The organism is Acinetobacter sp. GG23 (genome assembly GCF_057766365.1).
The window spans coordinates 415,023-427,209 of record NZ_JBYMDJ010000001.1 but is presented as its reverse complement, the minus strand read 5'-3'; the positions used below and the strand labels follow the sequence as shown (position 1 = coordinate 427,209).

The 12,187-nt window shown below is 38.8% G+C and carries 13 protein-coding genes; 6 read left to right on the top strand and 7 right to left on the bottom strand.

What is annotated here, in order from left to right; genetic code table 11:
• Positions 1–201 precede the first annotated feature (201 nt).
• Positions 202–414: a hypothetical protein gene (locus AC3CAU_RS02060; RefSeq protein WP_447053225.1), complete on the top strand. Its 213-nt coding sequence runs from the start codon at positions 202–204 to the stop codon at positions 412–414.
• A gap of 222 nt (positions 415–636) precedes the next feature.
• Here the strand turns inward: AC3CAU_RS02060 and AC3CAU_RS02055 are convergent, their stop codons facing one another.
• The gene (locus tag AC3CAU_RS02055; protein WP_447053224.1) at positions 637–1,080 is read right to left on the bottom strand and encodes a universal stress protein; all 444 of its coding nucleotides are present in this window, start codon (positions 1,078–1,080) and stop codon (positions 637–639) included.
• 131 nt (positions 1,081–1,211) lie between these two features.
• Positions 1,212–1,655, bottom strand: a complete 444-nt coding sequence (locus AC3CAU_RS02050) for a universal stress protein (RefSeq protein WP_447053223.1) — start codon at positions 1,653–1,655, stop codon at positions 1,212–1,214.
• 272 nt (positions 1,656–1,927) lie between these two features.
• On the opposite strand from AC3CAU_RS02050, the gene AC3CAU_RS02045 reads away from it, so the two are divergent.
• Positions 1,928–2,935: an alpha/beta hydrolase gene (locus tag AC3CAU_RS02045; RefSeq protein ID WP_131216187.1), complete on the top strand. Its 1,008-nt coding sequence runs from the start codon at positions 1,928–1,930 to the stop codon at positions 2,933–2,935.
• An 81-nt stretch (positions 2,936–3,016) separates the two neighbouring features.
• Entirely contained in the window at positions 3,017–3,361 is a 345-nt protein-coding gene (locus tag AC3CAU_RS02040) for a DMT family transporter (protein WP_131216186.1), read from the top strand.
• Between the two features lie 141 nt (positions 3,362–3,502).
• On the opposite strand, the gene AC3CAU_RS02035 is transcribed toward AC3CAU_RS02040, so the two are convergent.
• From AC3CAU_RS02035 to aceR, 4 genes are all read right to left on the bottom strand, one after another.
• Entirely contained in the window at positions 3,503–4,684 is a 1,182-nt protein-coding gene (locus AC3CAU_RS02035) for a benzoate/H(+) symporter BenE family transporter (protein WP_131216185.1), read from the bottom strand.
• A 134-nt stretch (positions 4,685–4,818) separates the two neighbouring features.
• Positions 4,819–5,469, bottom strand: a complete 651-nt coding sequence (leuE, locus tag AC3CAU_RS02030; RefSeq protein ID WP_447053222.1) for a leucine efflux protein LeuE — start codon at positions 5,467–5,469, stop codon at positions 4,819–4,821.
• Between the two features lie 82 nt (positions 5,470–5,551).
• Complete coding sequence (gene tal / locus AC3CAU_RS02025) at positions 5,552–6,541, bottom strand: transaldolase (RefSeq protein ID WP_131216183.1); 990 nt, start codon at positions 6,539–6,541, stop codon at positions 5,552–5,554.
• 85 nt (positions 6,542–6,626) lie between these two features.
• Positions 6,627–7,517, bottom strand: coding sequence for an HTH-type transcriptional regulator AceR (gene aceR / locus AC3CAU_RS02020; RefSeq protein ID WP_447053221.1), 891 nt, complete (start codon positions 7,515–7,517; stop codon positions 6,627–6,629).
• An 85-nt stretch (positions 7,518–7,602) separates the two neighbouring features.
• Here aceR and aceI point away from each other — a divergent pair, with 85 nt between their 5' ends.
• Together aceI and AC3CAU_RS02010 are read left to right on the top strand one after the other, a co-directional pair.
• Positions 7,603–8,043: a chlorhexidine efflux PACE transporter AceI gene (gene aceI / locus AC3CAU_RS02015; RefSeq protein WP_131216181.1), complete on the top strand. Its 441-nt coding sequence runs from the start codon at positions 7,603–7,605 to the stop codon at positions 8,041–8,043.
• Positions 8,044–8,304: 261 nt separating this feature from the next.
• Positions 8,305–8,832 (top strand): hypothetical protein, encoded by a 528-nt coding sequence (locus AC3CAU_RS02010; RefSeq protein ID WP_447053220.1) that lies wholly within the window; start codon positions 8,305–8,307, stop codon positions 8,830–8,832.
• 88 nt (positions 8,833–8,920) lie between these two features.
• Here AC3CAU_RS02010 and AC3CAU_RS02005 read toward each other — a convergent pair whose 3' ends face one another.
• Positions 8,921–10,438 carry an acetyl-CoA C-acetyltransferase gene (locus AC3CAU_RS02005; RefSeq protein WP_447053219.1) on the bottom strand — a complete coding sequence of 506 codons (1,518 nt, stop codon included), beginning with the start codon at positions 10,436–10,438 and terminating at the stop codon, positions 8,921–8,923.
• A gap of 241 nt (positions 10,439–10,679) precedes the next feature.
• Between AC3CAU_RS02005 and AC3CAU_RS02000 the strand changes: the two genes are divergently transcribed.
• A complete protein-coding gene (locus tag AC3CAU_RS02000; protein ID WP_131216178.1) occupies positions 10,680–12,071 on the top strand; it encodes a 3-oxoacyl-ACP reductase in 1,392 nt (463 codons plus the stop codon).
• Positions 12,072–12,187: the final 116 nt, after the last annotated feature.

Genomic DNA, 12,187 nt, shown 5'->3' with positions numbered 1-12,187 from the left:
GGCATTTAGAATCACTGAATTACAAAGATAAAGGAATCAGACATATTCTTTATGGAACGATTATTTTTAAAGTGTCGATTAAATCACATTTATAGCGTAAAATGACGCTATTAAAGCTCATCTCAAGATGAGCTTTAATTATTTAGGCAGATTGCCATTAGATTAAGCCTATCATTCTATTAAGTAGACTGGAGATTGATTTTGTTAGTTAAAATTGAAGATGGTTTTTATTTAAACTCCCAACATATTATTGCTATTCGAGTTTCAAAAAGTACCAGTGATGGACATTTTGTTGCGATAATTGAATATACACCGAATAATATTCAGGCAATGGGAACCTATCAAAAAACTTTTGACAGCAAAATTGAGGCCGAAATTTATTTACAAACCTTGCATCAACACATTTCCAAATAAATTCTTTATCCATTATTTAAGGAGTGGTGTAAAAGGATTAAGAATTTTTTCGGTAGGTTTAGAAATAAAAAGCTAAATAAAGGCTTACTGAGCATTAGAAGGGAATCTATTATTTTATAGTGAAACACGCACTATAAAATGAATAAGGCAAGACTATGATTAAAACAATATTTACTTTAACTTTTGGCTAAAAAGTCCCTAAATCTAGGGACTTTTTTATGGTTAAACTTTTATAATCAGCACCGGAATAGGCGATTGGGTTAATACTGCTTGCGCCACACTTCCCAGCACTAATTTTTTGAATCCTGTACGACCATGCGAACCCATAATAATTAAATCCGCGCCGACTTCATCAGCCACATGAATAATTCCTTCAGCAGGCGAGACACCGCGAATAATTTTAGTATCTACATCAATGTTATCTCGAATAAAAGATTGCTTGATCTCAGCCAAGCGCAACTGCGCATTTTTTTCAGCCTGTATAAAGTAATCTGTAATCGCAGGTGCGACTTTATAAAAGTCCACACCGACAAATGGATCTACAGCAATCACACTGGTAATCGTGACTTGGCAATGAAGTGCTTGGGCTAAAGATAATGCTTGTTCAACCGCTGCATAAGAAATAGGAGATTCATCTACTGGAACTAAAATATGTTTATAAGTCATGAAATTATCCTTATGAATATAGCTGATTTGGAAATTTTTTAATTGTGACCGTCAATCATTATGATAAATTAGAGGCGCATTTAAATAGCCAAATAAACCCTACATCAACTGCAGGATTTATTGATCAATAGTTATTCTTTAACAATTAAAACAGGAAGTTTTGTTCCTTTTAAAACGTCTTGAGCAAAGCTCCCCAGCAAGAACTTTTGAAAACCTTTACGGCCATGTGAACCCATAACAATCAAATCAATTTTTAATTTTTCTGCAGTTTCAATAATTCCTTCTTCAGAGACATTGCCTTTAACGACCTGAATGTTGGCAGTAACCCCATTTTCGCTGGCAATGGCTTGAGCTTGTTTCAATGACTTTTGAGCATTGGCATAGGCTTGTACGAAATATTCTTTCATAATGGGAGATGGATAGTAAAAGTCTGCTTCAGAAAACGGGTCTTCAGTAACTAAACTGATTAATGTTAATTGACCGCCAAAAGCTTGGGCAATCTGAGCTGCTTTCTGCACTGCAGACAATGAGATAGTGGAACCGTCAACTGGGACTAAAATATTTTGGTAAGACATAAGACTTGTTCCTGTAAGTTTATTATGTAGCTATTAATTATAGATAGCACATTGTCTTTAAATGATCAATTTAGTCTGTGAAAAATGATTTAAAAATCATTAAATTATTTAAATATCATAGATATAAGTGTGTTCTGTTTTGCATTTAAATCTGAGCAGGAAACTCAACATTTGCATAAACGTTTCTAAATATTTAAACAGATATTAAAATGCCCAAATATATTACCGTCTCCAACGAATTGCAGGCGAAATAAGTTTAATAAGGGAAGCCTGTGGATTCAAAATTTTTCGGTTTAAGTCTGTGTTTAATTGCTGCTCTACACAGTAGTGGTTGTCAGAATATACAAAGTAATACCAAGGTGATTGCGAGTGTTTTTAATGCTTCCACTACTTTGCAAAAAAAAATGATCGATAAATATGCACCACAAGAGATTTTGGTGCAGAAAAATATAATGTATATGCAGCAACCCTCATTAACTTTAGATGTGTATCAGCCCAAAAATGTAATGCAACTGCAGCCACGCCCAACCGTAGTTTGGATTCATGGGGGTGGATGGATTTCAGGTTCTAAAGAACACGCGCGAGGTTACTTTAAACTTCTGGCTCATCAAGGCTATAACGTGGTTTCAGTGCAATATCAATTTGCCCCCCAAGTGATTTATCCAAATCAGCTGCTACAAATTAATCAGGCTTTAAAATTCATAACCGAGCATGCGCAGGAATATCATATTAATGCCAATCAATTATATTTGGCAGGGGATTCCGCAGGTGCGAATTTAGTCAGTCATTATGCAGCTTTAATCAGTCATCCAGATTTTGCGCGGCAGTCTAATATTACGCCATTGATTAAACGTGCCCAGATTAAAGGCCTGATTTTACATTGCGGTATTTATGATATGAATGCTTTTATTAATACTGCACCAGATGAATTGAAATTAATCGAGTGGGGCGTATTTAACCTGGTTCAAGCCTATACAGGCAATAAAAAAGATGATGCAGAATTTTTAAAAGGTATATCTCCAATTCAATATTTAACAGCGAATTATCCACCCGTATTGATTAGTGGCGGGAATAAAGACTTTTTAACCGACACACAATCTGTACCCTTTGTAAAAGCTTTAATGAATCAGAACATACCTGTTACCGAAGTATTTTATCCAAACTCCAAAGAATTCTTAGTACATGAATATCAATTCATAATGAGTAAAAAAGCCAGTCAGCAGACATTTCAACAGACTATTCAATTTATTCAAAAATATAGTCCTTCAGTTTTTAAATAAGACTTACTGTTATTTTATTTGAAAAATTTTATTAAAATACATGAGCTACTCTTTTGATGAGTATATTTTTAGGAGGCGGATATGAATCCTGTTTTTATTGCCTATGCTTTACTTGCCTTAGCAATTATTTCAGAAGTGACAGGCTCAACTTTTTTGGTGAAATCTGAAGGTTTTACTAAATTGGGTCCAAGCCTTTTAGTTTTTATCTTTTATGTCGTTTCATTTTATTTATTGTCTCAGGTGATTAAAACTATTCCTTTAGGCATTGCTTATGCTATATGGGGAGGAGTCGGTATTATTTTGACCGCTTTAATTGGTTTTTTCATATTCCGGCAAAGTCTGGATGGGCCTGCTGTGATTGGAATAGCCATGATTGTCGGTGGTGTAATCGTGATGAATGTCTTTTCTAAATCAGTAGGACATTAATTTTAAAAAATGACTTCATTTAAAAAAATGACTTTATTTAAAAAGTGATCAGGCGATTAAATACTGAAATTTGTAGGAAAAATACCAGTAGATAAAATAACTTATATCCCAATTTAGGGATATAAGTCGTAAAAACCTAAGTTATTTGGATGAAGGCTGTGCCCTAAACTTCAATATGATTGACACTGCAAAACCAAATAGTAATCCCCAGAACGCGGAACCAATCCCGAAGAACTGTATTCCTGAAGCACTGAATAAGAAGGTCATTAAAGCAGCCTCTCGTTCACTAACATCTTGAAAGGCAATGGCAATGTTGTGACTGATAGTGCCAAATAAAGCAATTCCCGCAAGAGCCACAATAAAAATGTGTGGAAATGACATAAGTAAGCTAGTCAGTGTTGCCGCAAAAATACCCATCACAATATAAAAAAAGCCACAGCTTATTCCTGCAATATAGCGTTTCTGAGGATCTGGATGCACTTGATCATCTAAACTGACTGCAGCACTAATGGCAGCAATATTGACACTATAGCAACCAAAAGGCGCAAACAGTGTTTGAGCGATCCCGGTCCAGCCAATAAGCTGGTTGACATGCGGTTGGTAGCCATAGCTTTTGATCATGGCAATTCCCGGCAAATATTGAGATGCCATGTTAATCACAAATAAAGGCAGAGCTAACCCAAAAAGAGCTGACCAGGTGAATTCAGGCATCATCCATACAGGTTTGGCGAGGCTCCATTGTAAAACTGGGGTATGAAACTGCATAAACAGGGGACAAAGGATTAACCCGGCAATGACCGTAATCACGATGCTATAACGTGGTGACAGTCGTTTAGATAGAATGTAAACGGCCAAAAGTGAAAGAATAAAGCCCCAATCATTTTGCATGCTTGCAAAAAGTGCAATGCCAAATTTGAGCAATACCCCCGCAAGCATGGCACTGGTTAGGCTTTGCGGAATATAAGATAAAACTTTTTGAAAGATACCTAAAAAGCCTAAAATTGCGGTGAGTAGCCCGCAGATAAAAAATGCACCAATCGCTTCATATAAGCTGTAGCCACTACCTGTTGCTAAAATGAGTGCAAGTCCTGCAGTAGACCAGGAGGTCGCAACAGGATATTTAAACTTCCACGATAAAATTAAGCCCGATATTCCAATTCCTAAGCCTAGTGCCCAAAACCAGGAGGTGATCTGTTCTGGTGTCGCACCTATTATTTGCGCAGCTTGAATCACTAAAACTGCAGAAACACTGATACCAATCAGAAAGGTAATGAAACCTGCAAATACAGCAGGAATAGAAAAGTCTTGAAGAAATTTTTGCATAAATCCTTTGCAATGATCATTTTTAATGGTTGAAAAGCGTAATAATCATACGCCTTTCATTTTTAAGCGCAAAGGCATAATTGAAATAATAAATAGCATTGTTACAGGTTTAATTATTTAACAGCAATCGAAATTTATAAAGTCGTTGTTGCAAGCTTAAGCCCGAAACCGCAAAATAAAATTCCCACAGCCGCTACACATGATGCGGTCACTTTATAACGCTGAGTAAAATAGGTGGCGAGTTTTGCACCTGAAAATATCAGCACAGTTAAATAACTCATACTAATGATCTGTAATACGACCGCAAGTGCAGTAAATGTAATTGCAGGGTATGGATAAGCAGGATCTACAAACTGAACAAAGAAGGACAAATAAAATAGAATCGCTTTAGGATTTAAAATACTAATGGTGAGTGCAGTTTTAAATGGCTGCAATTGCCCAATGTTTTTTTCAGCGACTGCAATTTCTTTCTGTGAGTGAACGGTATTCCAGGTGTGATAGGCTGCTATCAGCAATTTGATGCCCAAATAGCTGAGATAAAATGCACCAATAATTTTTAGTAAGATAAATAACCACGGGAAAGCATGCAGTAATGAAGCTGCTCCAAGTGCGGTGAGTAAAATTAAAACAATATCACCGGTATAAACACCGAATGCACTTTTATAACCGGCTTTAATGCCAAAACGTGAAGCAATAGACATCACGTATAAAGAATTGGGTCCCGGCAACAGCACAATTAAGGTTGTACCAATAATATAAGTAGGAAGATCGGTTATGCCGAACACAATAAATATACTCTTAAACAATCAAAAAGCCGACTTGTTCACTATAACAAAATCGGCTTTTTGATGATGCAATATTCGTATTTTAAGCTTGTATTTCAGCATCTAAGCCAAAAGATTGGCGAAGTAATGTACTTAATTGATCACGCGCTTTAATAAAGCCGTCAATTCCACTCTGTAAAAGCTGCGAAGACATCAAGTCATGTTCAAGTTGTTGCTTGAAGGTATCTTTGGTTAAAGCCGTAACAATACGCTGACAATGGGCTTGTGCATGATTGTTTGAAAGCTGGGCAACAACTTCACGCTGATCCTGTTCAAGTTCTGCCAAAAGATTGGGCGAAACCGTAAGCAGGTCACAACCGGCTAATCCGAGAACTTGATCAACACTTCGGAAGCTTGCGCCCATAATTTCAGTTTTAATACAGTGCTGTTTGTAGAAATGGTAAATCTGCTTTACTGAAAGTACACCCGGATCTTTATCAATAGGGTAATGATCTACATTTTCTGCTTTCTTGTACCAGTCTAAAATACGACCGACAAAAGGTGAAATCAGCGTTACATTGGCTTCTGCACAGGCTTGGGCTTGATGTAAACCAAATAATAAAGTCAGGTTACAGTGAATGCCTTCGGCTTCTAAAATTTTAGCTGCCTGAATGCCTTCCCAAGTCGAAGCAATTTTAATCAAGATACGATTTTGGTCAATGCCATAGGCTTTATAGAGTGCAAGTAGTTCTTTGGCTTTAGCGACAGTTTCATCGGTGTCATAAGATAAAGACGCATCAACCTCAGTCGAGACACGACCTTCAATCAGCTTAAGAATTTCAACTCCAAACTTGACCGTAAGTATATCAATCGTACGTTCAACTAAAAGATCACCGTTATAACCCTCAGATCTTGCTTGTTCAAATGCATCTTCAATCAGCTGCTTGTTTTCAGGCTGATTTGCAGCCGCTGTAATCAGAGAAGGATTGGTGGTTGCATCCAGTGGACGGAATTTTTCAATAGCGGAAAGGTCACTACTATCGGCAACAAGGGTGGTTAAGCTTTTTAATTGGTTTAAGGCAGATTGAGTCATTAGTTTAGTTCTTAAAGTTATTTCCCTGCATTTGTTATATCACAATCTGCTTTTAACCCAAGTAAAAAGCCTGTATAAGGCCTGTCTATTTTGTGTTTTTCCGCGAATTTCGGATGTGATTAATCAAAAAATGAGCAGCGGCACCCAGCTGACTTTCTCGACTCCACACCAAATCGACAAAATATTCAAATTTAGGACTAAAATCTAAAAAGTTAAGAATTTTAAGTTGCTGAGTGATGTGTGGATTTTGATTAAGCATTTCCAGAGGTAACACCCCCCAGCCCAAACCCTGCATAATCATGGCGCAGGCAGAATGATTGTTGTCTGTGCGCCAGTATTTTTTTGAAAATAACAGTTCAGGCTTAATGCTCCGGTCACGGCTGGCCACCACAATTTGCCGGCTTTGCAAAATTTGCTCATAGCTGACCTGTTTAAATGCAGCAATAGGCGAGCTAGTGGCAGCTACCGGCACCAATGCTTCACGTTTAAGTTCGACAAACTGTTCACGACTTTCCAATTGTTCACGTTCAAACATTAGTGCCAATTGTGCCGTCTGATTGAACAGCATTTTTAACGCATCCTCTTGCGGTGCTGAAAAAACATTGATTTGCAGTTCCGGAAATTGTTTTTCAATCAGTGAAATATAGTCTGTCCAGTGAGTGTGTAACAGTTCGGTTACTACCACAATATTTAAAGAGGATTCCAAGCCCTCACTTAAAGCAAAAGCATGCTGTTTCCATTGATTGATTTCAATGAGTAACTGCTCGGTTTTTTCATACAAGGTAAGCGCCTGAGGCGTGGGAACCGGCTCACGCCCAATACGTTGAAATAGAGATAAATTTAGATCTATCTCTAAATTGGCAATCGACATACTGACCGCAGAGGGGACTTTTCCCAACTTTCTTGCAGCAGCAGAAAATGAACCAGTTTCGATGACAGTCTTAAAAATAATCAGTTGGTCTTGGTTAATATTCATCTATCAAAACTTTTGAAAGAATCTAATTCGATTAATCAATAATACCAAAATAAAATACTCTTACCTCCAATAAATGAGTATTGAAATGTTGATTTCCAAAAGAAGGATCGTTCATGCACTGAGCTATGAGATCATCCTGTTGGTCATCATTGCGATTGCCTTGAGTTTTATTTTTGATATGCCGATGGAAGTGACTGGAATACTGGGAATTGTTATGGCAGTAACGTCGGTGTTTTGGAATATGATCTTTAACCATTTCTTTGAAAAGTTTGAAGTCAAGCATCATTTGAAAAGAACGGTGCGTGTACGTATTCTACATGCGATTGGTTTTGAAGGAGGCTTGATGTTGGCCACCATTCCAATGGTGGCTTATGCTCTAGAAATGAGCATCGGACGGGCTATTCTGCTCGATTTAAGTATGACCCTGTGTATTTTGGTGTATACCTTTATTTTCCAATGGTGTTTTGACGCTATTGAAGATCATTTAAGACTCAATCGGACTAATCAGCAATTTATAGAGAATTAATTATTGCTATATAAGTGAATAATTATTTTTAATAACATACATTCAAAAAATAATTGTTATCAGTCTAGGTGAGTAGAGTGAAATGTTTTATATACAACATTGTACATACCTTAACTTAAAACTGACATTTTGAAGCATATAAGCGGTCTCATCTCCTCTATATTAAATCTTGCACTGCTTAAATATGAGAAAGGTGCATAATTTTTCTTAAAAGTTATATTAAACTTAATTTTAAAAGCATGATAAAAGGATAATACGAAGATGAATGATAATTTTGATCGTGACGTTGTAAAAAACCTTCCTAAAGATGCTCGAGATGATTTGAATGCAGATCCAATTACAGGTGAACCTGGCGCACATCCGGTTGGAACTGGTGTAGGTGCAGCAGGAGGTGCAGTGGCTGGGGCAGCAGTTGGAGCCGTAGGTGGCCCAGTTGGCGCAATAGTCGGAGGTGCTGTGGGAGCAGTGGTCGGCGGCCTAGCAGGTAAAGGGGCCGCGGAAGCAGTCAATCCTACCGAAGAAGAAGCCTATTGGAGAGAGACGGCGCATACCACACCTTACTATGCAGAAACGCTTACAACCTATTCAGATTTAGATTATGAGCGAGATTATGAAAATGCTTATCGCATTGGTTATGAAGCCCGTCCTCAATATGACTCAAGTACGCGTTTTGAAGATGTGGAAAGTGATTTGAAACTTAAATGGGATCATGTCAAAGGGTTGTCTCGTTTAACCTGGAATGAAGCAAGAATTGCAGTTAAGGAAGCTTGGGAACGTGCTACACGCTAAGCTTTCAATGCTAGTTTAATTTATAAAAATAAGAAGCCCCCGGAAGTTAAACTTCCGGGGGCTTCTTATTTAAAAAGATATAGCGAGCTTATTTTTCAATAATTGCTGTTACACCTTGGCCACCAGCTGCACAGATCGAAACAAGCACGCGACCTGAACCTTTTTGATTAATCAGTTTTGCTGCGGTGGCAATAATACGGCCGCCAGTCGCTGCAAATGGGTGGCCTGCTGCTAAAGATGAGCCTTTTACGTTGAGTTTAGAGCGGTCGATTGAACCGAGTGGTGCATCCAAGCCTAAACGTTCTTTACAGAATTTTGGATCTTCCCACGCTTTCAATGTAGAAAGTACTTGAGATGCAAAAGCTTCGTGAATTTCGTAGTAGTCGAAATCTTGTAAAGTGATACCGGCACGTTCAAGCATACGTGGAACTGCATATGCAGGTGCCATCAATAAGCCTTCTTTTTTCTCAACGAAATCTACAGCAGCAGTTTCTTGGAACGTTAAGTAAGCAAGAACTTCGTGACCGTTGGCTTTCGCCCATTCCTCAGAAGCTAAAAGTACGCAAGATGCACCGTCAGTCAGCGGAGTAGAGTTACCCGCAGTCATGGTACGTGCATCGCCTTTACCAAAAGCAGGCTTTAATTTTGCCAGTTTTTCTACAGATGAGTCCGCACGCAAGTTATTGTCACGTTCTAAACCTAAGAATGGTGTAATCAGGTCGTCGAAGAAACCTTCTTCGTAGGCAGCCGCCATTTTTTGATGTGAAGATGCAGCAAGTTCATCTTGCGCTTCACGAGCAATACCCCATTCAAGTGCTGTAATTGCTTGATGATCACCCATAGAAAGACCAGTACGGGGTTCACCATTTTTAGGTGCATCCATTAAATCTTTAAGATTGATTTTAGTTAACGCTTTTAAACGGTCTTTAGCTGTTTTTGCAATGTTCAATTCAAGTAAAGCTTTACGTAAACCGTCACCGAACGCAATTGGTGCATCAGATGTGGTATCTACACCGCCTGCAACACCGACTTCAATTTGACCCAAGGCAATTTTGTTTGCAACAAGGAATGCTGCTTGCAAGCCAGTACCACATGCTTGCTGTATATCGTAAGCAGGTGTTTCGGGAGCAAGTTCAGTGTTTAACACACATTCACGAGTCATGTTAAAGTCACGGCTATGTTTTAAAACTGCGCCTGCAACCACTTCGCCCAGGCGTTGACCTTGGAGGTTAAAACGCTCAACCAGACCATTTAAGGCAGCTGTAAACATATCTGAGTTAGAGGCAGTGAAATAAGCGCCGTTTGAACGAGCGAAAGGAATACGGTTACCACCGATAATTGCAACGCGGCGAACAGTGTTTTGACTCATGGTTTTATCCTGTTGAACAGCAGTTTGAGTTGTAGATTGTGATTTTTTGGGAGTTGAAGCAATACTTTTACTACGTGGTGATGTTGAACGAGGACGAGCTGCTTTCATCTCATCGGTTGCTGACTTTATGGCAGTACCAGAACTTTTAGTTGTACGCGCAGTACTTTTTGATGTATTTGACACAGTTTCCGTCGCAGAATTTTCAACTGTTGGATTTTCTTGAGTTGTCTTGCTCATAAGGCTTTTCCAAGCATTTTAAAGTATTCTTGGCACGTACATTAACACAATCTAAAAATAGCCGTATTGACTACAATGACATTGCACAAAGCATTCCGGTCAAGACATCCATTGTTTAACTCAAGTATGATTCTATAGAAACTGATGGATGTATTGAAATATAAGACTCTAAACATCATATTGAAGTTAAAAGAATATCTTCAAATCCATCAAAAATTAATTTGTATGAGAGATAATAAACATGACTGACCAATACCAAACATTCGCGAAATCTCCTATTGGTAAATTTGTCATCAAAAATTTAGGTTTGCCATCACCGATTTCCCTAGACCGTTTTGAGTCAGCCACTCCGGTCGTTAGGGGGGCAGTTTTATTTGGTGCTGCATCATCTTCAACTTTATCGGGTTCAATTGCGCAAGTTCTTGCAAATATTCACGCCAATAGCTATGCAGGCAACAATACTGAATTACAACAAGCTGCAGCAAAAACAGGTTTAAGCCTGAGTGCGTTCAATGAAGGCGACAAAGAATCTAAGTTTAAGGCTGTGATTTTTGATGCATCGGGTATTCAAAACTCTGAACAACTACATGAACTTTATGACTTCTTTAATCCGATTGCACGCCAAATTCAGACTTCTGGTCGTGTAGTGGTTGTCGGTATTACCCCTGAAACTGCAAAAACAGTAAAACAGGCGATTGCACAACGTGCGCTTGAAGGTTTTGTAAAATCTGTTGGTAAAGAATTTAAAAAAGGTATTGCTGCGCAGCTGGTCTATGTCGATGAAGGCGCTGAAGCCAATCTTGAGTCTACAGTTCGTTTTGCCTTATCTCCACGTTCAGCGTATGTGTCTGGTCAAGTGATTCGTGTTTCTAAAGCTGAAACTGTAGATATCGATTGGGCAAAACCGCTGGCAGGTAAAACGGCTGTGGTGACGGGTGCGAGTCGTGGGATTGGTGAAGCAATTGCACATGTATTATCTCGTGATGGTGCACATGTGATTTGTCTAGACGTTCCACAACAGCAGGCTGACCTTGATCGTGTTGCCGGTGAAATTGGTGGTTCGACTTTAGCCATTGATATTACAGCTAATGACGCTGGGGAAAAAATCAAAGCTGCGGCTGTAGCTCAAGGTGGTTTAGATATCATCGTACATAATGCCGGCATTACCCGTGACAAAACTTTGGCAAACATGAAGCCAGAGTTATGGGATCTGGTGATCAACATTAATTTATCTGCAATTGAGCGTGTCAATGATTACCTTCTTGAAAATGAAGGTTTTAATGCCAATGGTCGTATTGTTTGCGTATCTTCAATTTCAGGTATCGCGGGTAATTTGGGTCAAACCAACTATGCAGCATCTAAGGCAGGTGTCATTGGTGTAGTGAAATTCACTGCACCTATGTTGAAAAATGGTATAACCATTAACGCCGTTGCGCCTGGTTTTATCGAAACGCAAATGACTGCTGCAATTCCATTTGCCATTCGTGAAGCAGGTCGCCGCATGAACTCGATGAGCCAAGGCGGCTTACCTGTCGATGTTGCTGAAACGATTGCATTATTTGCATCTTCTGCTTCTACAGGTTTAAATGGCAACGTGGTTCGTGTGTGTGGTCAAAGCTTGTTGGGTGCTTAATTTGCAAATAAAACTCCTTCTCCCTTTGGGAGAAGGTTGGGATGAGGGCTAAAAAAGTTTTAATATTCGATTAATACCTCTCCCTTACGAAGCAGTGCTTCTCATCTCCTAAAAGG